The following is a 21031-nucleotide window of genomic DNA, read 5'->3' as shown; positions in this document are numbered from 1 at the left end:
GTTCAAGCCTCTTTGGCGGCGGTGAAAAAGTCCGCCTCACTGACAATTCGGTTGACCAGGCGGCCGACACCTTCGACTTCCACCACCACTTCATCGCCTGGCACCACATCGGCCAGGCCTTCGGGGGTGCCGGTGGCGATCATGTCGCCGGGTTGCAGGGTCATGAAGCTGGACAGGTATTCGATCAGGTACGGGATATCGAAAATCATGTCGCGGGTGCTGCCTTCCTGGCGCAGTTCACCGTTGATCCAGGTGCGCAGGGTCAGGTTGCTCGGATCTGGCACATCGGCCACATCGACGATCCACGGGCCGACCGGGGTGGTGGCATCGCGGTTTTTCACCCGCAGGTTGGGGCGGTAGTAGTTTTCCAGGTAGTCGCGGATCGCGTAGTCGTTGCACACGGTGTAGCCGGCCAGGTACTCCAGGGCGTCCTCGCGCTTGACGTTGCGCGCCGGCTTGCCGATCACCGCCACCAACTCGCACTCGTAATGCATGTAGACGATGTTGTCGGGGCGCCAGGTGACCTGGTTATGCCCGGTGTAGGTGCCTGGCGACTTGACGAACGCCAGCGGCTCGGTCGGCGGGGCGAAGGCCAGTTCGGCGGCATGGTCGGCGTAGTTCAGGCCCAGGGCGAACATAGTGCCGGTGGCCGGTGGCAGCCACTCGACCTGGTCTTCGGCCAGCAACCGACCGTCAGCCAGGCGCACAGCATTGAAATCTTCGACGTGGACCTGATGGACCTGGCCTTCAAAACGGATACGCGCGTGTTTCATGGGTGTTCCTCGGCCTGGATGTGGTTGACCAGGCGGCCCAGGCCGCTGATCTCGACTTCGACGGTGTCACCGGGCTGCACATCCACCCGGCCTTCAGGCGTGCCGGTGATCAGCACATCGCCCTCATGCAGGGTCATGAATTCGCTGATTTCGGCGATGAGGCGGGGAATATCACGCACAAAGTTGGCGGTGGTGTTCTGCTGGCGCAGTTCGCCGTTGACGAACAGCTTGAGGCTCAACTGATGCGGGTTGGCAATCTGTTCGCGGGCCACCAGTTGCGGGCCGAGGGCGCAGAACCCGTCACGGCACTTGGCTTTGACGGCGGGGCGGTAGTAGCTGTCTTCCGGCAGGCTGAATTCATTGACGATGGTGTAGCCCGCCACATAGTCCAGGGCATTTTCCACGCTGACGCGGCTGGCACTTTTACCCATTACCACGCCCAGGGCCGGGCCAGGTTGCAGGCGCTGGCCAGCAGGATGAAACACCACGCCGTCATGACTGTTGCGTGTATTAGGCGTCTTGATAAACAGCACCGGCTTGACCGGCGGCTTCTGGTACGGCGGCTGTTCGAATTCAGCGAGACGCTGGTTCAGCAAGCCCTGGTAGTTCAGCGCGACGCCGAACAGGGTGCCGCTGGCAACATCATGCAGGGTACGGCTCATGGATTTCTCCTGGCGATGGCGACTGCTCTGGAGGCAGTTCGTTAATGTGTTAACGTTATAATTAATATGTTAACTACCGTCAAGCGTGGCAAAATCATCGGGTGCAAAAAACAATAAAGAGATGCCTGTGAAACCGATCCCCAATATCAACATCGGCCAGGTCTACGACCAGCGCTACAGCGATGCCGACGTGCATTACGACCGGCTTGGCAACCTGGCGGGATTTTTCGGGCGCAACATGCCCGTGCATCGCCATGACCGGTTTTTCCAGGTGCATTACGTCAAGAGTGGCGCGGTGCGGGTCTACCTCGACGACCAGCAATACCTGGAATCCGGGCCGATGTTTTTCCTGACGCCACCGACGGTGGCCCATGCCTTCGTCACCGAAGCCGACGCCGACGGCCATGTATTGACCGTACGCCAGCAATTGGTGCGGGCGCTGATCGATGCCGACCCAAGCCTTGCGCCCGGCCCGCAAGTGCCGCCGGCCTGCGTGGCGCTGGCTCGCCTGGGGTCGCAGTTCCAGCCCGAGATCAAGCGCCTGGAATGGTTGTTTGACGAGTTGTGCAACGAAATCAACAGCGCCGGAGCCGGTCGTGCAACGGCCTTGGAAAGCCTGACCCGGCTGATCATGATCAGTTTGCTGCGGCTCAGTGCCAACTCCCTGGAAGCGCGCCCGGCGCGTCATGAAGACCTGCGCATCTTCCATCGCTTCAATGAGCTGATCGAAGACCACTATCTGCTGCATTGGCCGCTGTCGGCCTACGCCGAAGCCATCGGCGTCACCGAAGCGCGGCTCAATGACGTATGCCGGCGCATTGCCGACCTGCCGTCCAAGCGCCTGGTGCTTGAACGGCTGATGCAGGAGGCCAAGCGCCTGTTGCTGTTTACCGGCAGTTCCGCCAATGAAATCTGCTACCAACTGGGCTTCAAGGACCCGGCCTATTTCAGCCGGTTTTTCCAGCGTTATGCGCAGGCCACACCGGGGGAATACCGCCTGCGCCAATCCGGCCTGCGTTGATCACCACAGCGCCAGGCTGTAGCCGACGATGATGCGGTTTTCGTCGATATCACTGGTCAGGCCGTTGCTGGAGCGCAGCGTTGCGTTACGCAGCCGCACGTTGACGTTCTTCAGTGGCCCGCTCTGCACGGTGTAGGTCAGGTCGGTATCGCGCTCCCATTCGCGGCCATTGCGCACGCTGGCGGTCTGCACATGGCTGCCATCGACATAGCGCGTCATGAAGGTCAGGCCCGGCAGGCCGAAGGCGGCGAAGTTATAGTCGTAGCGCGCCTGCCAGGCATCGGTCTGGGCCTTGGTGAACACGTTGATGGTCACCAGGTTGACCGAGTAGGGGTCCAGGCCCGGGTAGGCGAAATCGCCGTCGCCCGAGAGGTTCTGATAGCCCAGGCCAACCTTGTGGCCGCCCATCGACAGGCTCAGCATGCCGTTGAAGAAACGGTTGTCGATCCGCCCACCGTCCACCCGTGAGGCGCCACGCAGTGCATGGCTGCCTTGCTCGCGCGTGTCGAAGTAACGCAGGTCGCTGCGCAGGTTGATGCCTTCGGCCAGCGGCAAGTCATGTACCAGGCCGATAAAGTGCTGGCGGTAGATATCCTGCATCTGCGCGTAATAGTAGGTCGTCGCCAACTGTGGGGTGATTGCATAGGTGCCACCGGCGAGGTCCAGGTGGCTGCTGTCGACGCCAGCGTAGCTCATCTGATCGTTGCTGGACGAGTCGCGCAGGTTCTGTTTTTCCAGGCGGCCGAGGTTCAGGGTCAGTCCGGCGATGTCCTGGGAGGTGAGCAGTTCACCGGTGTAGGTCGAGGGCAGCAGCCGGGTGTCGTTGTAGGCGGCGACGGGTAACTGCGGTTGCAGGGTGCCGGCCTTGAGCACGGTTTTCGACACCCGCACCTTGGCCGTCAGGCCCAGTTCACTGTAGTTGTCGACGGGCTGCTGGCTGGCGCCATAAGGCAGCAGGCCGGTACCGCGCCGGTCACGGCTGGAGTCGAGCTTGACCCCCAACTCGCCCAGGGCATCCACGCCAAAACCCACCAGGCCTTCGGTGTAGCCCGACTCCAGGCGCAGCACAAAGCCCTGGGCCCACTCATCGGCCTTGTTCTGCGGCGCGTTGGTTTGGCGAAAGTCGCGGTTCATATAGAAATTGCGCAGGTCGAGGCTGGCCTTGCTGTCCTGGATAAACTCGGCGTAGGCGCTCAAGGGGCTGAACGTAGCGCACAGGCCGGCGCTGGCCGCCAAGGGGAGGAGGCGCAAATGCATGACAGATTCCTTTTGTTGTTTTTGTAGGTATCACCCTTCTGATCGCTGAAGGGATTGGCATATTGTTAACATGTTATATTTATTGTGGGTAGAAAATTTGTGCTTCTTGTAAATAATTCATATCGAGATTAACGAGTTTGTGCGGCGGCCGGCTTGCATGCCCATGGAGCCGACCCTAAGCTTCGACGCTTCGATCTCTTTTGCGCGTGAACCATGTCCACTCCCAGACCTTCCCTGACACTGACCCTGCTGCAGGCCCGCGAAGCGGCCATGGCGTTTTTCCGGCCGTTGCTCAATGAACATCAATTGACCGAGCAGCAGTGGCGGGTGATTCGTATCCTGCGCCAGCAAGGCGAACTGGAAAGCCATCAACTGGCACACCTGGCCTGCATCCTCAAGCCGAGCATGACCGGCGTCCTGGCACGCCTGGAACGCGACGGCCTCGTGCGCCGCCGCAAGTCCAGCGAAGACCAGCGCCGCGTGTTCGTGAACCTCACCGAGCAAGGGCAGCAGTGCTTCGTCGAGATGAGCGCCGGGATGGAAAGCAATTACCAGAAGATTCAGGAACAGTTTGGCGAAGAGCAGTTGCAGCAGTTGCTTGAACTGCTCAACCAGTTGAAGAACATCAAGCCTTAATCGCTTGTAAACGCCGGCTTGACTGGCGATGGCGCGTCGTAGGCAGGTCAAACAACCATGGAAAGACGGCAATTCAGCGGCGGCATGAAAGGCAAGAACCTGCGCTACCTGAACGAAACCCCGGGCCAGGCCCCGCGCCTGATCCGTGCGGGGTTTGTGCTGCTGGAGCATTTCTCACTGCCGGCCTTCACCCAGGCGCTGGACACCTTCATCACGGCCAATCTGTTACGTCCGGGGCTGTTCACTTCGCGCACCTTCGGCCTGGGCGAGCAGGAGGTGATCAGCGACCTGGGCCTGGTGATTCGCCCCGACGCACGCCTCGATAACAGCGCGCTGGCGGAGCTTGACCTGCTGGTGATCTGCGGCGGTTACCGCACCCAGCTCAAGGCCAGCGAAACCTTCATCGAACTGCTCAAGGCTGCGGCGCAACAGGGGGTGATCCTTGCCGGCTTATGGAACGGTGCGTGGTTCCTCGGCAAGGCCGGGGTGCTGGACGGCTATCGCTGTGCCATTCACCCGGAACATCGCCCGGCCCTGACGGAAATCGCCAAGGCCACGCAGGTCAGTAGCGAGCCCTATGTGATCGACCGCGATCGCCTGAGCGCATCCAGTCCTTCGGGGGCGTTCCATATGGCCCTGGACTGGATCAAGAGCCTGCACGACAAAGCGTTGGTGGAAGGTATCGAAGATATCCTGGCCTTTGAGGAGTCGCGCTACCGGCGGATCAAACCCGCAGAAAATATCTGCGTCAGTGCGCCGTTGCGCGAGGTGGTGCGCCTGATGGATGCCAACCTCGAAGAGCCCCTGGCCCTGGAGCAACTGGCGCTGTATGCCGGGCGGTCACGGCGCCAGTTGGAGCGCTTGTTCCGCGAGCAATTGGGTACCACGCCGCAGCGCTATTACCTGGAACTGCGCATCACCGAGGCGCGACGCTTGTTGCAGCACACCGAACTGTCCCAGGTCGATGTGCTGGTGGCCTGCGGGTTTGTGTCGCCGAGCCACTTCAGTAAATGCTACAGCGCCTATTTCGGCTATCGGCCGTCGAAGGAAACCCGCCTGGTCAAATAACCCGTCATTACACAGAGTGCGTCGCCTGTTTGAGCGCGGGAGCACGCTTGACGCAATGAGCCAGGGCCTGCTCGATATCGGCCAGCAAGTCCGCGATATCCTCCAGCCCCACCGACAACCGCACCAGGCCTTCAGAAATTCCGTGCTGGGCACGTTGTTCCGGGGTGTAGGTGGAGTGGGTCATGCTCGCTGGGTGCTGGGCCAGGGATTCGGCATCGCCCAGGCTGACCGCGCGGCTGAACAGCTTGAGCGCGTTCATGAAGCGTCGGCCCGTGGTGATCCCCCCCTTGAGTTCGAAGGCAATCATGCCGCCCGACAGTTTCATCTGACGTGCTGCCAGCTCGTATTGTGGGAAGGAGCGCAGGCCGGGGTAGGTCACCGACTCCACGGCCGGGTGGGCCTGCAACGCTTCGGCCACCGCCTGGGCATTGCTGCAATGACGATCCATGCGCAGGGCCAGGGTCTTGAGACCACGCATCAGCAAAAACGCATCCTGGGGCGACAGCACGGCACCGGTCAGGTCTTTCAAGCCTTGCAGGCGAATCCGTTGCGCCAGGTCGTGGCGGCTGACGGCGATACCTGCGGTGATATCGCCATGGCCGCTGAGGTACTTGGTGGCCGAGTGCACCACCACGTCGGCACCCAGTTCCAGCGGGCGTTGCAGGTACGGGGTGCAGTAGGTGTTGTCGATCACCACAGTAATGCCGGGTTGCTGGTGGGCGATCTTGGCCACGGCGCCAATGTCGATCAATTGCAGGTTGGGGTTGGCCGGGGTTTCGCAGTAGATCATGCGGGTCGCAGGAGAGAGTGCGGCGCGCAGGGCGTCGAGGTCCGACAGGTCGACATGGCGCACCTTGATCCCGAACTCGGCGATGCCGTGGTGCAGCAGGGCGAAGGTGCAGCCGTACAGCGTCTGGCTGACGATCACTTCATCGCCGGGGCGCAACAAGGTCCAGAAGGTTGCCGCAATCGCCCCCATACCGGAGCTGAACGCCACTGCGGCTTCGCCACCTTCCAGGGTGGCCATGCGCGACTCCAGCAGCGCCAGGGTCGGGTTGGAGATACGCGTGTAAAAGTGCCCGCTTTCTTCACCGGCAAAGCACCCGGCGCCGTATTCGGCGGTCGGGAAGGCAAAGGTCGCCGACAGATAAATCGGCGGCACCAGGGCACCATGGTGGTCTTGCGCATCGTAGCCGTAGTGAATGGCACGGGTGGAAAAGCCGAATGTGTTGTGTTTATTTTTCATGTCGGACGCTCCTTATTTCCTACAATGCTATGCTCATAACCGAGGCCGAACGTTGCCTACTTTGCCGAGAAAAACCTGTGGCGAAGGATGAAACCCCATAAAAATAATGATTTGAGGCAAGACATGCCCAGCAGTCTGGACCGTACCGACAAAGCCCTGCTCAACGCCCTGCAAGGCAACGCGCGCCTGACCGTCGCCGAACTGGCCGAACGGGTGTCCCTGACCACCTCGCCGTGCTGGCGCCGGGTCAAGAACCTTGAAGACAGCGGTGTGATCAGCGGCTACCAGGCGATTCTTTCGCCCAAGGCCCTGGGCTACGGGGTGACGGCGTTTGTCAGCATCATGATGGACACCCACTCCAAGGAAATCGCCCGGGCGTTTGAACAGCGGCTGCTGGATATCCCGGAAATCGTCGCCTGCCATAACGTATCCGGGCGCTATGATTTTTTGCTGGAAGTGGTGGCCAGGGACCTGGAGTCCTTCGGCGAATTTGCCCGCGAGGTGTTGCAGACATTGCCGTGTGTGAAGGAAATATATTCGAGTTTTTCCTACAAATCGGTCAGACCGTTGCGGGTGATTCCGTTGCCGGGGTGATAGGACGGGCGTGAGCCTTGTGCAGGGCTTTATTCTTTCCTGCTCGTTTCAAAGACAAATCGTATTTCTTGCCCCGCCGTAACCCTTCAAGTTCATGTTTGAAGCGAGCACCACGCTGTTCGGTTCAGCTTTGAAAAAGGGTTACTGGCTCAGTGAGGGTATTTATGTCCGCAGTTACACCACGAGTAAGCAGCACGTTCCAGGATATTGACCAGTTCCGGCATCGCGATGACCGCGGCGGTACGATCAAGCACAACGGATTGCAGTCCAAAACCACTGAAGAGGCCGCACGGCAGCTGTGGCGTAGAAGTCCCGGATGGCCAGATAAAAACGGTGACGGCACGTACGATGTCAGCTACGAGTTTCTATCTGCTCCCGCTGATAAAAAACTGAAACGGGGTGGCAGGTCAGGGTTCACATCGATCCTTGAAAATCAAAGGAAGCAAACCGAACTCAGCCTTCAATCAATTGCCGATGTCGCAAACGTCAAGTTCAACGAAGGGCCTAGGACCGTCAAGAGTGAAGGGCATATTGCAATCGGTAACTATGGTCAGAGATTTGATAAGAATAATAAATCCATCGACGCTCAACCCCATACGGAACTGCCGGATAATAAAGGCCGGGGAGGCGCTGTCTGGTTTGTGAACAATGCTGAAGAAATGTCGGTGCCCAAGGCTCACCATGGTGATGCCGGTCGCCACACGATCACCCATGAACTGGGCCACGCGATGGGACTTACGCATCCGGGTAACTACAATGGCATTCTTGATCGGTCGAAGATCGACTCCCATGAGGACTCTCAAAGCCATAGCGTCATGAGTTACCGGGGTGAACGAACGACCTATGCCAATCACGGTGGTTTCCGGGCATCGGCTCCCCAACTCGACGATATTTCTGCCTACCAATCGAAATATGGCGCCAATCACCAAACCCGCAAAGACGACACCACTTACGGCTTCAATTCCAATACCGATCGTGACTTCCTCAGCGTCAATACCAAGGACGACAAAATGCTCGCCGCCATTTGGGATGGTGGTGGTAATGACACGCTAGATTTTTCGGGCTACGTCCAGGATCAAAAAATCAGTCTCAAAGAGGGTACGTTTTCCGATGTGGGTGCTCTTAAAGGCAACGTTTCCATTGCTTATGGCGCCACTATTGAGAGCGCCATTGGCGGGTCAGGCAACGACTGGCTGATCGGTAACGCCGCGAATAACGAGTTGCGCGGTGGTGACGGGAAGGATGTGCTCTACGGCGCCGAGGGGGCTGACAGGTTGTGGGGCGGCAAGGGCAATGACACCTTTGTCTATGGCAAGATCAACGAGTCCAGCGCGGCGGCACCGGACCGGATCGAGGATTTTGTCAGCGGCCAGGATAAAGTCGATGTATCAGGTATCAGGGTGCAATTGGGTGATAAGCCGCTGCAGTTTGTCAGCCGGTTTTCCGGGGCGAGCGGTGAAGCCATCGTCGCCTATGACCGGCGGTTGAACCTGAGCACGTTGCAGATTGCTGGGGAGCCCAACGATCCGACCTTCGTGCTGCAAGTGCAGGGTGAACTGCGGCGTAGCGATATCGTGAGCTGACCGTCAGAGGTGTCCAAGGGCTGTGGCCCAGTCCTGGCTGTTGAGTACGCCCAGTACCTTGAGCTTGCCGTTGCTGCGCACCTGGACAAACAGCGAACTGCCGTATTCGGCACCGTCAGCATGGGGGTAGCCCAGTACCCGCTCCAGGTCGCCGATGCATTCACTATGGGTGACCAGTAGCAGGTTGCGTCCGGCGACCTTGCGTGCAGGCAGGTCGTGCGTGAGTGTGGCGCCACACAAGGTCAGGCGGTCAGGTAATACATGGACGTCGCCGAACATGAACTGTGAGGTTTGCACGGTGCGAGTGGTAGGACTGCTCAACACATCGCTGTGGGACATGCCCAGGGTGCGGAACGCGGAGCCCACGGTGGCTGCCGAGACGCTGCCGGATCGGGTCAGGCCATCCGCAGGGCCCAGGCACGGATTACTGGAGCGGTCGCAGCGTTCTGCATGGCGCACCAGCACGATCAGGTTGCCACTGCGCCAGGCCGCCAGGGCCCCTGAAGTGACCAGGCGATTGTCGGCCCCCAGATCCTGCGGTGAAGTCGGCCAGAGCATGGCCCCCATCACTAGCAGGCACAGGGCGATGAGTGCGATGAACCGCAGCCACAGCTGTCTGAGCGTTTTCGCCAAGCCCCGATCTGCGCGGGGTTTGGCCTGGATCATGTCAACCACACTGTTCACCCTGGGAAGCTTTGGTATTGCCTTTGGCGTTGGCGGGCAATCTAGATCCCGGGGCGTGGGCAGGCAGTGAAATCAATGTGAAAAAATCGCGCGGCGCACGGTTACTACTGTAGGAGCGAGCTTGCTCGCGAAAAACCTCCAGACGACACGTTCATTCTGGATAAACCGTGCATCTCTGAGAGCTTCGCGAGCAAGCTCGCTCCTACAAAGTTGGCATTCGGGGGGAGTTATGACGGACTTTCTGTAGGTCTTGATCGCTCGCATAGTAGGCAACTTCCCAAATGTAATCGACAAGCCGCTTTTCATCCCTGGGCTTGTGCCAGGTCCGTTCTGCTTACTTATATTCCTACGCCCTATTCATTGCATCAGGGATGCGGGCGATGGCGCAGGCGTATATCAATGACCGGACCATAGATTTTCACAGCTTGAAATCCAGTTTGCTCAAGGACTCCTACAATCAACTGTCGGCGCAGTTCGATGCGTTGAACCTGCACTTGCGCCACGGCCTGGTCACACCTGGGCAGATGGTGATTATTCCCAATGACTACGGCATGGCCTGCACCTTCAACGATGCCTGGTTGATGCGCCATGCCGAGGACATCCGCCGCGGCCTGGAACAGGACACGGCACTCGGGACAGCGGTGGTCGGCAAGTATGATTTGCTGCAAAGCCTGCTCGGCTACAGCTCTTTAGGTGTCGGCAGTGCCACCTCGGCATGGGGTCGGCATCTGGATGAGGTCAAGCACACGCTGGAGGAGGTTGAACGGTTGCACCGACAGCTCAAGGACGGGGTGCTGGATCGCAACAATTTTGTACGCCATCGCCAGGTGTTGTTCAACAAGCTGGAGGTGCAACTGCAAGGCGCGGCGCGGTTTGGTACCAGTTTGCAGAGCCATAAATCGTTGAAAAAAGTGCTGGGGATTTCGACCAGGAGCTATCTGGATAAGAGTGAGATCGCCGGTTACACCCAGCGCATCAAGAGCATTGCCCAGACGTCGAAGTTTTTAGGCAATGGCACGTATGTGGGGCTGGCGCTGGATGTGGGGGTGGCGGGGTTGCAGATCAAGGAGGCGTGTATGAAGGATCGGGGGGAGCTGTGCAGCAGGGCGAGGTATGTGGAAGGGGGGAGGTTGGTGGGTGGTGTTTCGGGGGCAGCAGCGGGTGGAGCAATCGGGGCTCACCTTGCGCGGTCCATCTGCAACGTTGTCCTGGGTGTGGTTATGAAAGGTCAAGGGAAGTTGGCGTGCGGGATTATCGGAGGCGCTGCTGGTGGGTATGGCGGGGGGACCGAGGGCGGGATTTTTGGAGAAGAGATGGGCGATCTTTTGTACAAGCCAGCAGGGATATAAACATGTCGTTATACACCTTGATCCTGATAGCGCTGGCACTTGGAATGTTCGTTTCTTTGGGCTTGCTCCTATACGCCGAGTATAAAAAACTGGATGAGATAGAAAGCTATTTCAGCGAGAACGAGGCGGTCCAAGGCAACAAGCGTTTTTGGGGAAGGAACACACGTATCGATAGAACCATGCGTATGAGCATACTCATTGGCTTTTTCATGCAGCCCAAAACCCATATGAAGAGCAATGAAGTGAGCAGGGAGGAGTTGGGGTCAGTCCCATTGGCACTCAAACGCTGGGCAACGTGGCCATTTTATTTCTCGGCAATCTATTTCGTGGCTTTGACGGCTTGGGTCATCTGGCGCAAGTGGTAGCCTAGCGAACCAAAGCCCAGCACTGCCTGGGCTTTGTCGTTTCTTCCTACGGCACTGCGCACACCTTTCTCGCATTTATTTCAAAAAATACTGTACAAATATACAGTATAAACCTACAGTCCATCCCAGGTGAACGGATTTCACCGCGCACCAAAGCCACAAATTTTTTAACTATGGATGGATAAAAAATGAAATCAAAAAAAGCCTTTATGCTGGGTGCGGCCATGGCGGCCTCCTGCTTTGTTTCGGCGTTTGCCCTGGCCGAGCAATACCCTTCGCAAACCCCTGCCAAACTGTCCGCGCAGGCGGTCAAGCGTGCGGTCGACCAGGTGCTTAAAATCGGTGGCCAGGTTGATCCGTCGAAGCTTGCGACCGAAATCAAGCAAAAGCTCAAGGCGGCCAAGGCCGGCAAGGCCAGGGCTGTGGCAAGTAAGGCCGCAGTCAGCAGCGCGCCGGTGGATACGGTGGTTGGCGAGCTGAAAAAACCCAATGAGAAACAACTGCAAGGCGCAGCGATTGCAGCCTTTGCACCGTTGTTCCCGACCCTGGATATCAACACCCTGTACAACGTGACCGGCGTGGAAACCGGGGCGGAAGTTGCCTACCACTTCAACCTGGCGCAAAGCGCGCGCATCCAGCTGCAACTGCTGAACCAGAGTGCCGGCACCAATATGTCGCTGAGCCTGTTTCATGACGACGGCCAGGGCAACCTGACGCTACTGGGCACCTCTGATAACGCAGGCAGCGCCGACGAATACCTCAATGGCGTGATGCCCGCCGGCGACTATTACTGGTACATGGTGGCCAACACCGCGAGCAATGGGCAGTTCAGCTTTGGTGTCGCCGTGGACAGCAATATCGACGCCTTCGAGCCCAACGACACTGCGCAAACCGCGTTCGCGTTGCCGGATGCCTTGAACCAGGTGGCCGGTAACCTCGACAGCGTCAACGATGTCGATTACTTCGACTTCACCTCGTTGCGTGGCCAGGGCGTGGGCATGTTCCTGGGCGATGATGGCGAGGGCACTCGCAACCAGTGGATCTTCGAGCGCTTCGATGGCAACAACTGGGTGGTGATCCAGCCGAACAACACCTCCACCTACCCAAGCCTGACCCCTGGCTACACCGTTAAGGTACGGGTACGGGCCAACCCGGCAGTGGCACTCAACCCACAGGCGCGCTACATCCTGTCCTTTGGCTCGGCGCCACGACTGAACCAGAACAATGTGAACGGCGACAACGTGGTGCGTATCCCCAGCTCGATCATGCAACTGGCTACCCAGGCCGCCCGCAGCCTGAGCTGGAGCACCCAATGGTCGGACAGCACCGGCGAGCCGCTGCGCGGCGTGACCCCGGTGCTGCGGGTCGACAAGCGCTTTGATGACACCATCAACTACCACTGGGTCGACTACGAGGCCAAGACTGGCATCACCGGCGCGGCCTCTGGCAGTGTCGACCTGGGTACCTGCTCCGGCGATCTGAATGTGGTCTACCCGGACAGTTCGTCCGGCCAGACGTACAACTGGCGGACCTGGTTCAACATGGGCGGCTGGCGCATCGAGCTCAAGGAGTTCCCGGGCGTGGGCGTAGGCGGCAACATCACGCAGTATGTAAGCCTGGGCCACATTTGCAGCCAGACCATCGTGCGTTAACCCCGCCCACCTCTATAGGCGCCGGCTTGCCGGCGACGAAGCCCTCAAGTCTTGAGGGCTTCGTCGTTTCCTACAAAGCCAATGCCAGCTTCAGCGGCAAGCGCGCCATGCGGGTGTTCTTCAGCGAGCCCAGGTACAGCCACTCGCCATGTTCGCGGGCGCTGGTAATCGGTGAATAGTTGCCCGCGCTGCCATCTTGCAGGTTGGCGACCACCTGGCCCTGTACATCCAGCCCCAGCACAAAGGCTTTGCGTTCGATGGGCTTGGGCACCACCATCAGCGCCCGCACCATCATCTTGCGTATCGCGGGGTAACCGGCCAAGCCATCGAGCAGTGGGTTACGCGGTGAGTACAGCGCCACCCAGAACCGATCCCGACCGTTGAAGGTGAGGTTGTCCGGCAGCCCCGGCAAGTTGTCGATAAACAGATCATGGGTGCCCGCCTTGTCGCCCTTGAGCCAATAGCGGCTGATGCGATAGGCCCCGGTTTCATTGACCAGCACATAACTTTCATCCGGTCCCAGCGCTACGCCGTTGGCGAATTGCAGTTGATCGAGCAACAGCTCGGTCTGGCCATTGTGAAAGTCATAGCGCAGCAGCCGGCCATCGCCACCATGTTCGATGACCGCCTCTCCATCCTGGCCATAACCCCAGCGGCTGGAGGCGTCGCTGAAATAGGCGTAGCGCCCGGCGGCGTCCACCGTCACATCATCGGTGAAACCGAAAGGCACGCCATTGGCGCTGGTGCTCAGGGTGGTCAGTTTGCGCTGGGCGTCCAGCGCCAGCAGGCCCTTGACCCCATCGGCAATGATCAGGCGCCCGTCCGGATGCTGTGCCAGGCCCAGCGGGCGGCCGCCGGTGTTGGCCAGCACTTCCAGGGTCTGGCTGTCGGGCGCGGTGCGGATGATCCGTCCATCATGCAGGCCGGTGACCAGCAAACCCTGGGCATCCACCAGCAACGCCTCGGGCCCGGCAATGTCCTGGGCGCCGATGCGCTGGACATCCTTCAGGCGCAGGTTCTCGCTGTAAGGCCCATCCTGCATCGAGGGTGCCTTGGGCGGCGCCCAATTGACCGGCTGGACCTCGGTGGGCATCAGCAGCAGAAAGGCCACGACGGCGATCAATACCAACAACAGCAAATGACGGAATTTTTGGCTCATGGTGCTTCCCGAGAGTCTTTGGAGGGGCGCGTGGCAGGCTCCCAGTGCAACGTGCCGAACAGATAATCCATCAGCGGCAGCACGATGTTGAAGTTGCGGCCTTGCATCAACTCGCGACGGTGGTGCAACGCGTGAAGTTGGTGCATATGCCGGATCCACGGCAAGCGGGCCAGGGGATGGTCGGGTGGCAGGTGCTCACAGGCATGGAAGATTTCGTAGAGTAGGTAGCCCAGGATCATACATCCGGCGAACAACCCGGCGACGTTGGGATTGAGCTGCTTGAGCAGCCACCAGGCGGGGAGGGTGACGGCCAGGCTGTGGAGGATGATCAGCCAGGCCGGAAACAGGATCACCCGCCAGTCCCTGGGGCTGTCGTAAGTCATATGGCCGGGGGTGAAGAAACTGTGATGATCACCCGTGTGGCGCGCATAGAACAGCTTGGCAAACCCGTGTTTATGATGGCCAAGGTGGCGGTGGACGAGGTAGATACACAGGTTGAAGAACACCAGCGTCAGGGGCACGGCCAGCCATTCCCAAGCCTGAATGTGCTGGGTGCTGCCCCAGGCCATGATGATGCAGAGCAAACCGTAGCTGAGCACAAAGCCGGCATGCAGCCACGGGTTGTAGCGCGGGTGGACAGCGGCGCGGTAGCGTTCGCGAAAGGCCTCGGTGGGATGGGTCATGGCGGTGCTCGTTATATTTTTTGTTGGGGACCAAGCTTAGTCCGGCCTGGGGATATCTCAAGGGGCTTGCACCGCCATCATTTCCTTGTTAGCTTCTGACAAAATGTTAACGATAACATTTGCTCTAAAAATAAAAACAAAACAGAGATCCACGCCATGAAAATGCTTCCGAAAACCCTGTGTTTGTTGGCTCTAAGCATCTCCACCGTCGCCCTGGCCGACACCCAGCCTGCGCCTCTGCGTGTCGGCGCATCCTTCCAGGAAATCAACAACCCTTACTTCGTCACCATGAAAGACGCCCTGCAAGAAGCGGCAGCGACTATTGGTGCACAACTGATCATCACCGATGCCCGCCACGACGTGTCCAAACAGGTCAGTGACGTCGAGGACATGCTGCAAAAAGGTATCGATATCCTGCTGATCAACCCCACGGACTCGGTGGGCGTGCAGTCCGCCGTCAAATCGGCCCATGCCGCTGGTGTGGTGGTGGTCGCAGTCGATGCCCAGGCCGATGGTCCGTTGGACTCCTTTGTTGGCTCAAAGAACTTCGATGCCGGCTTCCAGGCCTGTGAATACCTGGCCAAAAACATCGGTGACAAAGGCAATATCGCAATCCTCGACGGCATCGCCGTGGTGCCGATCCTGGAGCGGGTGCGCGGTTGCAAGGAGGCGGTGGCCAAGCACCCGGAGATCAAGATCGTGAGTATCCAGAACGGCAAGCAGGAGCGTGACCAGGCGCTGACCGTGACCGAAAACATGCTCCAGGCCCAACCCACGCTCAAGGGCATTTTCAGCGTCAATGACAACGGCTCCCTCGGCGCACTGTCGGCCATCGAGGCCAGCGGCATGGACGTCAAGCTGGTCAGCGTCGATGGTGCGCCGGAAGCGATCAAGGCCATCCTCAAGCCTGGCAGCAAGTTCATTGCCACGTCGGCGCAGTACCCACGCGACCAGATCCGCCTGGCCCTGGGCATCGCCCTGGCCAAGAAGTGGGGCTCGCAAGTGCCGGCCACCATCCCGGTGGATATTGCCCTGATCGATCAGGCCAAGGCCAAGGACTTCAGCTGGTAAACCGTCCGTGCCCCACGTCAATCGTGGGGCATCGGGCATCCTTCTGAACGAGAGGTCGGTGGTATGAGCAGTCTTTTGCAACTGGAAAATATCTGTAAGCGCTACCCGGGGGTGCAAGCCCTCAAGTCCATCAACCTGCAAGTGGAGCGCGGTGAGATTCACGCCTTGCTCGGGGAAAATGGCGCGGGTAAATCGACCCTGATGAAAATCCTCGGCGGAGTCGAGCACCAGGACGAAGGGCGCATCCTGATTGACGGCCAGGCGCAGCAGTTCGCCACGTACCGCGATGCGATCGCCGCTGGCATCGGCATTGTGTTCCAGGAGTTCAGCCTGATTCCCTACCTCACGGCGGTGGAAAACATCTTCCTCGGCCACGAGCTGAACAACCGCTTCGGCCTGCTGCGCAAGCGCGACATGCATCAAGCGTCCCAGGCGTTGTTCCAGCGCCTGGGGGTGAGCATCGACCTGCAATGCCCGGTGAAGCACCTGAGCGTGGCCGAGCAACAGTTTGTCGAAATCGCCAAGGCCCTGGCCCTGGACGCGCGGCTGCTGGTACTCGATGAGCCCACCGCCACCCTTACGCCGAGCGAGGCCGAACTGCTGTTCGACATCATGCGTGAACTCAAGCGCCAGGGCGTGGCAGTGATATTTATCTCCCATCACCTGGAGGAGATTTTCCAGGTCTGCGACCGCATCAGCGTGCTGCGCGACGGCGGCAATGCCGGGGTCACCGATGTGGCCGACAGTGATATCGACCGCCTGGTAGAAATGATGGTCGGCCGGCGCCTGGAGTGCAGTTTCCCAGCCAAGCCTACAGCCGAGCGCGGGCCGCTGCTGCTGGAGGTCAAGGACATCCAGCTCAAGCGCAATGGTCCGCACAACCAGTTCCAACTGCATCAGGGCGAGATCCTCGGCTTTGCCGGGTTGGTCGGTTCGGGCCGCACCGAATTGGCCCTGGGCATGATGGGCGCACTGCCGTCAGTGACCAAGGATGTGTGGCTACGCGGGGTAAAAGTCAGCCTCGACGACCCGGCCCAAGCCCTGGCCCAGGGCATCGGCCTGCTACCGGAAAGCCGTAAGAGCGAAGGCCTGATCACCGATTTCAGCATTCGCGAAAACATCTCGATCAACAACCTGCGCAAGTACCAGGGCGCCAGTGGCCTGATCGACAAGACCAAGGAGTGCGCCAGTGTCGATGAACTGATGCGACAGCTATCGATCAAGGCGCCGAGCGGCGAAAGCCGGGTGTTCAACCTCAGTGGCGGCAACCAGCAGAAAGTGGTGATTGCGCGCTGGATCAACCATCACTGCGACGTGCTGGTGTTCGACGAACCCACCCGTGGCATTGACGTCGGCGCCAAGGCACAGATCTACGCGCTGATGCGCAAGCTCACCGAGCAAGGCTACGCAATCATCATGATTTCCTCGGAGCTGCCGGAAATCATCGGCATGTGCGACCGCGTCGCCGTGTTCCACAAGGGCGCCATCGTCAAGGTACTGGAAGCGTCCGCCGTCAACCCACAAGAGGTCATGCGCCATGCAACAGGGGGCTCAAGTGAATACGTCCATTAACCGCGCCGAGACCGGCTGGCTGCGCCTGAACCTGGCGCGGCTGGTGCGCTCGCCAGCGTTTTATCCGTTTATCGGGCTATTGGTGGTCACGGCCGTGATGATCGTGGCCAGTGACAACTTCCTCACTGCCAGCAACCTGTCGAACATTGCGCGCCAGGTGTCGATCAACGCGATCATCGCGGTGGGCATGACCTGCGTGATCCTCACGGGCGGCATCGATTTGTCGGTGGGGCCGGTGATGGCCTTGTCCGGCACGTTGACCGCCGGCCTGATGGTCGCGGGCCTGCCGCCCGGCCTGGCCATTGGCGCCGGGCTGCTGATCGGCGTGGCGTTTGGTGTCGGCAACGGTCTGTTCGTGGCCTACCTGCATATGCCTCCGATCATTGTCACCCTGGCGACCATGGGCATCGCCCGTGGCTTTGGACTGATGTACACCGACGGCTATCCGATTTCCGGGTTGCCGGAGTGGTTCGGCTTCTTTGGCCGCGAAAGCCTGTTTGGCATCCAGGTGCCGATCCTGATCATGCTGGTTACCTATCTCGTGGCTTATGTGCTGCTGCAACACACGCGCATCGGCCGTTATATCTACGCGATTGGCGGCAATGAAGAGGCCGTGCGTTTGTCCGGGGTGCGGGCGGCGCGTTTCAAATTGCTGGTATACGGCCTCAGCGGTTTGACCGCAGCGATTGCCGGACTGGTGCTGACCTCGCGCCTGATGAGTGGCCAGCCCAACGCAGGCATCGGTTTCGAACTGGATGCGATTGCCGCTGTGGTCCTGGGCGGCGCCTCGATTGCCGGTGGGCGCGGGGTGATTGCCGGCACCTTGCTCGGCGCCATGCTGCTGGGGGTCTTGAACAACGGCCTGAACATGCTCGGGGTCTCGCCCTATGTGCAGAGCGTGATCAAGGGCGCAATTATTTTGCTGGCGATCTTTATCAGCCGCCAGCGCCACAAGTAAAAAAACGCATCACCGCAACTCGGCCGCCGTGGCCGCGACGGGCTCTCTCATCTTCAATAAAGGTCAGTACACCATGGATAAGCACACCCAAATGCAAGCCGTCGTCTGCCACGGCCCGAAAGACTATCGCCTGGAGCGCATCGGCAAACCCCAGGCGCGGCCCAATGAATTGGTGATCCGCATTGCCGCCTGCGGGATCTGCGCCAGTGACTGCAAATGCCACTCGGGCGCGGCGATGTTCTGGGGCGGCGACAACCCGTGGGTCAAGGCGCCGGTAGTGCCGGGGCATGAGTTCTTTGGCTATGTGGAACAAGTCGGCGAGGGCGCCGAGGAGCACTTTGAGGTCAAGGTTGGCGACAAGGTGATCGCCGAGCAGATCGTGCCTTGCGGCAAATGCCGCTTCTGCAAGTCCGGCAAGTACTGGATGTGCGAGGTGCACAATATCTTTGGCTTCCAGCGCGAAGTGGCCGAAGGCGGCATGGCCCAGTACATGCGTATCCCCAAGACAGCCATCGTGCACAAGATTCCCGAGTCGGTGTCCCTGGAGGATTCGGCGTTGATCGAGCCGATGGCTTGCGCGATCCATACCGTCAACCGTGGTGACCTGCAACTTGATGACGTGGTGGTGATTGCCGGTGCCGGTACCCTGGGCCTGTGCATGGTCCAGGTGGCGGCACTGAAAACCCCGAAAAAACTGGTGGTCATCGACATGGTCGACGAACGCCTGGAACTGGCGAAAAAATACGGCGCCGATGTGGTGATCAACCCGTCCCGCGACAACGCCCGCGAGATCATCAATGGCCTGACCGACAACTACGGGTGCGACGTGTACATCGAGACCACTGGGGTGCCGGCCGGTGTGACCCAGGGCCTGGAACTGATCCGCAAACTGGGGCGCTTTGTCGAGTTCAGCGTGTTCGGTGCCGAGACCAGCGCCGACTGGTCGATCATCGGCGACCGCAAGGAGCTGGACGTACGCGGTGCGCACCTGGGCCCCTATTGCTATCCGGTGGCTATCGACCTGTTCGAGCGTGGCCTGGTGACGTCCAAGGGCATCGTCACCCATGACTTTCCACTGGATAACTGGGCCGAAGCGTTCGACCTGGCCAACTCGGTGAAGTCGATCAAAGTCCTGTTGAAACCGGCGCCGTGACGATGAACTACGTCATGGGTGTGGACATCGGCACGCAAAGCACCAAGGCGTTGCTGGTGGATGGCGAGGGCCGGATCATCGCCCAGCACAGCCAGGGTTATCGTGTGGATACCCCGAAAGTACGCTGGGCCGAACAGTGGCCGCAGGTCTGGCTGGATGCGGTCGAAAGTTGCGTCAACCAGTGCATGGCCAAGGCCGGTGTGCCCACGGATGCGGTCAAGGCGTTGTGTATCAGCAGCCTTTACGGCGGCTCGGGAATTGCCGTGAATGCCGCTATCAAGCCGCTGCATCCGTGCCTGATCTGGATGGATCGGCGTGCCGGCGAGCAGGTGGCCTGGGTGCGTGAGCATGTCGACCAGCAGCGCCTGTTCGAGGTTACCGGCAATTCGCTGGACAGCTACTACGGCTTTACCAAGATGCTCTGGCTCAAGCAGCACCAACCTGAGGTCTGGGCCAGCACACGCTATTTGCTACCGCCCAACAGTTATATCAACTACTGCCTGACCGGTGAGGTGGCGGTGGATCACAGCAGCGCGGGCAATATCGGTGGCGTCTACGATGTGGCCGCGCGGAGCTGGTCCGCCGAGATGCTGGCGGCGCTGGATATCCCGTTGGCGATGATGCCCGAGCGCTTGCTGTACTCCGGCGAAGTGGTGGGTGGCCTGCTGCCTGAATGGGCCCGGCGCCTGGGCTTGCCGGTGGGCATGCCGATCCTCGCCGGTGGTGTCGACGCGGCCATGGCCACCCTGGCGGCCGGTGTTACCCGGCCGGGCAACCACGTGGCGATGATCGGCACCAGCATGTGCTGGGGCTATCTCAACCAACAGGTCGATGCTCATCACGGTCTGGTGAGCATGCCCCATGTCTACAACGGCCAGCAGGACCTGTACATCTTTGGCGGGACGATTACCGCCGGGGCCTCGGTGAGCTGGTTTCGCGAGCAGTTCTGCCAGGCCGAGGAGCAGCAGGCCCGGGACACCGGCCAGGATAGCCTGTGGTTGCTGGAGCAGAGCGCGGCGAAGATTCCGGCCGGCAGTGAAGGGCTGCTGTTCCTGCCGTACCTGATGGGCGAACGCAGTCCGGTATGGGATGACCGTGCCAGTGGCAGTTTTGTCGGCCTGAACCTGTATCACAGCCGTATTCACCTGTATCGCGCGGTGTTGGAAGGAGTGACGTTTGCCCTGCGGCACAACATCGAGGCGGGCACGCAGGGCGCGCATTCACTGGACCCGCGGTTGATCGTGGTGGGCGGGGCGAGCCATTCGGATTTGTGGATGCAGATTATTGCGGATGTCACCCGCTACCCGGTGTACACGATTGTCCAGGAAGTGGAAGCAGCGCTGGGGGCGGCGTTGCTGGCTGCGCATACGGTGGGGTTGGTGAACACGGCGCAGATGGAAAAGGGCTGGGTACAACTGGAGCTGCGAGCTGAGCCCAAGGCTGAGCATGTGCAGGTCTATGACCGGGCGTTTGCCGACTACTTGCAGCTCTATCCCGCGCTGAAACCCGTCATGCACAGTTTGCAAAGCCACTAAGTGCACACGG

20 protein-coding genes are annotated in these 21031 nt (G+C 59.9%); 13 read left to right on the top strand and 7 right to left on the bottom strand.

Annotated elements, in window-relative coordinates:
* Positions 1–2 precede the first annotated feature (2 nt).
* Both BFQ03_RS19360 and BFQ03_RS19355 read right to left on the bottom strand, forming a co-directional pair.
* Positions 3–773, bottom strand: a complete 771-nt coding sequence (locus tag BFQ03_RS19360) for a fumarylacetoacetate hydrolase family protein (protein WP_065943754.1) — start codon at positions 771–773, stop codon at positions 3–5.
* Entirely contained in the window at positions 770–1435 is a 666-nt protein-coding gene (locus BFQ03_RS19355) for a fumarylacetoacetate hydrolase family protein (RefSeq protein ID WP_065943753.1), read from the bottom strand. The genes BFQ03_RS19360 and BFQ03_RS19355 overlap by 4 nt, the downstream gene beginning before the upstream one ends.
* 121 nt (positions 1436–1556) lie before the next feature.
* Between BFQ03_RS19355 and hpaA the strand changes: the two genes are divergently transcribed.
* Positions 1557–2456, top strand: coding sequence for a 4-hydroxyphenylacetate catabolism regulatory protein HpaA (gene hpaA / locus BFQ03_RS19350; protein ID WP_065943752.1), 900 nt, complete (start codon positions 1557–1559; stop codon positions 2454–2456).
* Here the strand turns inward: hpaA and BFQ03_RS19345 are convergent, their stop codons facing one another.
* Positions 2457–3713: an OprD family porin gene (locus tag BFQ03_RS19345; protein ID WP_032863722.1), complete on the bottom strand. Its 1257-nt coding sequence runs from the start codon at positions 3711–3713 to the stop codon at positions 2457–2459.
* Positions 3714–3926: 213 nt separating this feature from the next.
* Between BFQ03_RS19345 and hpaR the strand changes: the two genes are divergently transcribed.
* Together hpaR and BFQ03_RS19335 are read left to right on the top strand one after the other, a co-directional pair.
* Positions 3927–4349 (top strand): homoprotocatechuate degradation operon regulator HpaR, encoded by a 423-nt coding sequence (gene hpaR / locus BFQ03_RS19340; RefSeq protein ID WP_032863720.1) that lies wholly within the window; start codon positions 3927–3929, stop codon positions 4347–4349.
* A 57-nt stretch (positions 4350–4406) separates the two neighbouring features.
* Positions 4407–5417: a GlxA family transcriptional regulator gene (locus BFQ03_RS19335; RefSeq protein ID WP_083204870.1), complete on the top strand. Its 1011-nt coding sequence runs from the start codon at positions 4407–4409 to the stop codon at positions 5415–5417.
* Between the two features lie 7 nt (positions 5418–5424).
* On the opposite strand, the gene BFQ03_RS19330 is transcribed toward BFQ03_RS19335, so the two are convergent.
* Complete coding sequence (locus BFQ03_RS19330; RefSeq protein ID WP_065943750.1) at positions 5425–6663, bottom strand: methionine gamma-lyase; 1239 nt, start codon at positions 6661–6663, stop codon at positions 5425–5427.
* Between the two features lie 123 nt (positions 6664–6786).
* Between BFQ03_RS19330 and BFQ03_RS19325 the strand changes: the two genes are divergently transcribed.
* Both BFQ03_RS19325 and BFQ03_RS19320 read left to right on the top strand, forming a co-directional pair.
* A complete protein-coding gene (locus tag BFQ03_RS19325) occupies positions 6787–7257 on the top strand; it encodes an Lrp/AsnC family transcriptional regulator (protein ID WP_032863716.1) in 471 nt (156 codons plus the stop codon).
* Positions 7258–7421: 164 nt separating this feature from the next.
* Positions 7422–8840, top strand: coding sequence for a M10 family metallopeptidase C-terminal domain-containing protein (locus BFQ03_RS19320; protein WP_065943749.1), 1419 nt, complete (start codon positions 7422–7424; stop codon positions 8838–8840).
* A gap of 3 nt (positions 8841–8843) precedes the next feature.
* Here BFQ03_RS19320 and BFQ03_RS19315 read toward each other — a convergent pair whose 3' ends face one another.
* Positions 8844–9398 (bottom strand): lipopolysaccharide core heptose(II)-phosphate phosphatase PmrG, encoded by a 555-nt coding sequence (locus tag BFQ03_RS19315; RefSeq protein WP_308425964.1) that lies wholly within the window; start codon positions 9396–9398, stop codon positions 8844–8846.
* Between the two features lie 506 nt (positions 9399–9904).
* Here BFQ03_RS19315 and BFQ03_RS19310 point away from each other — a divergent pair.
* The 3 genes from BFQ03_RS19310 (at position 9905) to BFQ03_RS19300 (ending at position 12890) form a co-directional block, all read left to right on the top strand.
* Complete coding sequence (locus BFQ03_RS19310) at positions 9905–10873, top strand: hypothetical protein (protein ID WP_065943748.1); 969 nt, start codon at positions 9905–9907, stop codon at positions 10871–10873.
* Between the two features lie 2 nt (positions 10874–10875).
* Entirely contained in the window at positions 10876–11238 is a 363-nt protein-coding gene (locus BFQ03_RS19305; RefSeq protein WP_032863713.1) for a hypothetical protein, read from the top strand.
* A 188-nt stretch (positions 11239–11426) separates the two neighbouring features.
* Positions 11427–12890 carry a hypothetical protein gene (locus BFQ03_RS19300; RefSeq protein ID WP_065943747.1) on the top strand — a complete coding sequence of 488 codons (1464 nt, stop codon included), beginning with the start codon at positions 11427–11429 and terminating at the stop codon, positions 12888–12890.
* A gap of 70 nt (positions 12891–12960) precedes the next feature.
* On the opposite strand, the gene BFQ03_RS19295 is transcribed toward BFQ03_RS19300, so the two are convergent.
* Both BFQ03_RS19295 and BFQ03_RS19290 read right to left on the bottom strand, forming a co-directional pair.
* Positions 12961–14049 carry an SMP-30/gluconolactonase/LRE family protein gene (locus tag BFQ03_RS19295; protein ID WP_065943746.1) on the bottom strand — a complete coding sequence of 363 codons (1089 nt, stop codon included), beginning with the start codon at positions 14047–14049 and terminating at the stop codon, positions 12961–12963.
* A complete protein-coding gene (locus BFQ03_RS19290) occupies positions 14046–14732 on the bottom strand; it encodes a sterol desaturase family protein (RefSeq protein ID WP_032863709.1) in 687 nt (228 codons plus the stop codon). Before BFQ03_RS19290 ends, BFQ03_RS19295 begins: the two co-directional genes overlap by 4 nt.
* Before the next feature lie 156 nt (positions 14733–14888).
* Between BFQ03_RS19290 and BFQ03_RS19285 the strand changes: the two genes are divergently transcribed.
* From BFQ03_RS19285 to BFQ03_RS19265, 5 genes are all read left to right on the top strand, one after another.
* A complete protein-coding gene (locus tag BFQ03_RS19285; protein ID WP_032863708.1) occupies positions 14889–15803 on the top strand; it encodes a substrate-binding domain-containing protein in 915 nt (304 codons plus the stop codon).
* A gap of 63 nt (positions 15804–15866) precedes the next feature.
* Positions 15867–17375 carry a sugar ABC transporter ATP-binding protein gene (locus BFQ03_RS19280; RefSeq protein WP_065943745.1) on the top strand — a complete coding sequence of 503 codons (1509 nt, stop codon included), beginning with the start codon at positions 15867–15869 and terminating at the stop codon, positions 17373–17375.
* Complete coding sequence (locus tag BFQ03_RS19275) at positions 17341–18333, top strand: ABC transporter permease (RefSeq protein ID WP_065943744.1); 993 nt, start codon at positions 17341–17343, stop codon at positions 18331–18333. The genes BFQ03_RS19280 and BFQ03_RS19275 overlap by 35 nt, the downstream gene beginning before the upstream one ends.
* Before the next feature lie 73 nt (positions 18334–18406).
* Entirely contained in the window at positions 18407–19486 is a 1080-nt protein-coding gene (locus BFQ03_RS19270) for an alcohol dehydrogenase catalytic domain-containing protein (RefSeq protein ID WP_032863705.1), read from the top strand.
* Positions 19487–19488: 2 nt separating this feature from the next.
* Positions 19489–21021: an FGGY-family carbohydrate kinase gene (locus BFQ03_RS19265; RefSeq protein ID WP_065943743.1), complete on the top strand. Its 1533-nt coding sequence runs from the start codon at positions 19489–19491 to the stop codon at positions 21019–21021.
* Positions 21022–21031 lie beyond the last annotated feature (10 nt).

It is taken from the genome of Pseudomonas sp. 25 R 14 (assembly GCF_900004755.1).
Taxonomy (GTDB): Bacteria; Pseudomonadota; Gammaproteobacteria; order Pseudomonadales; family Pseudomonadaceae; genus Aquipseudomonas; species Aquipseudomonas brenneri.
This window is presented reverse-complemented; position numbering and strand designations above follow the sequence as displayed.

Coding starts and splice junctions, on each gene's coding strand:
- BFQ03_RS19360 (WP_065943754.1), bottom strand. CDS start 773: ATGAAACACGCGCGTATCCGTTTTGAAGGCCAGGTCCATCAGGTCCAC.
- BFQ03_RS19355 (WP_065943753.1), bottom strand. CDS start 1,435: ATGAGCCGTACCCTGCATGATGTTGCCAGCGGCACCCTGTTCGGCGTC.
- hpaA (WP_065943752.1), top strand. CDS start 1,557: ATGCCTGTGAAACCGATCCCCAATATCAACATCGGCCAGGTCTACGAC.
- BFQ03_RS19345 (WP_032863722.1), bottom strand. CDS start 3,713: ATGCATTTGCGCCTCCTCCCCTTGGCGGCCAGCGCCGGCCTGTGCGCT.
- hpaR (WP_032863720.1), top strand. CDS start 3,927: ATGTCCACTCCCAGACCTTCCCTGACACTGACCCTGCTGCAGGCCCGC.
- BFQ03_RS19335 (WP_083204870.1), top strand. CDS start 4,407: ATGGAAAGACGGCAATTCAGCGGCGGCATGAAAGGCAAGAACCTGCGC.
- BFQ03_RS19330 (WP_065943750.1), bottom strand. CDS start 6,663: ATGAAAAATAAACACAACACATTCGGCTTTTCCACCCGTGCCATTCAC.
- BFQ03_RS19325 (WP_032863716.1), top strand. CDS start 6,787: ATGCCCAGCAGTCTGGACCGTACCGACAAAGCCCTGCTCAACGCCCTG.
- BFQ03_RS19320 (WP_065943749.1), top strand. CDS start 7,422: ATGTCCGCAGTTACACCACGAGTAAGCAGCACGTTCCAGGATATTGAC.
- BFQ03_RS19315 (WP_308425964.1), bottom strand. CDS start 9,398: ATGCTCTGGCCGACTTCACCGCAGGATCTGGGGGCCGACAATCGCCTG.
- BFQ03_RS19310 (WP_065943748.1), top strand. CDS start 9,905: ATGGCGCAGGCGTATATCAATGACCGGACCATAGATTTTCACAGCTTG.
- BFQ03_RS19305 (WP_032863713.1), top strand. CDS start 10,876: ATGTCGTTATACACCTTGATCCTGATAGCGCTGGCACTTGGAATGTTC.
- BFQ03_RS19300 (WP_065943747.1), top strand. CDS start 11,427: ATGAAATCAAAAAAAGCCTTTATGCTGGGTGCGGCCATGGCGGCCTCC.
- BFQ03_RS19295 (WP_065943746.1), bottom strand. CDS start 14,049: ATGAGCCAAAAATTCCGTCATTTGCTGTTGTTGGTATTGATCGCCGTC.
- BFQ03_RS19290 (WP_032863709.1), bottom strand. CDS start 14,732: ATGACCCATCCCACCGAGGCCTTTCGCGAACGCTACCGCGCCGCTGTC.
- BFQ03_RS19285 (WP_032863708.1), top strand. CDS start 14,889: ATGAAAATGCTTCCGAAAACCCTGTGTTTGTTGGCTCTAAGCATCTCC.
- BFQ03_RS19280 (WP_065943745.1), top strand. CDS start 15,867: ATGAGCAGTCTTTTGCAACTGGAAAATATCTGTAAGCGCTACCCGGGG.
- BFQ03_RS19275 (WP_065943744.1), top strand. CDS start 17,341: ATGCAACAGGGGGCTCAAGTGAATACGTCCATTAACCGCGCCGAGACC.
- BFQ03_RS19270 (WP_032863705.1), top strand. CDS start 18,407: ATGGATAAGCACACCCAAATGCAAGCCGTCGTCTGCCACGGCCCGAAA.
- BFQ03_RS19265 (WP_065943743.1), top strand. CDS start 19,489: ATGAACTACGTCATGGGTGTGGACATCGGCACGCAAAGCACCAAGGCG.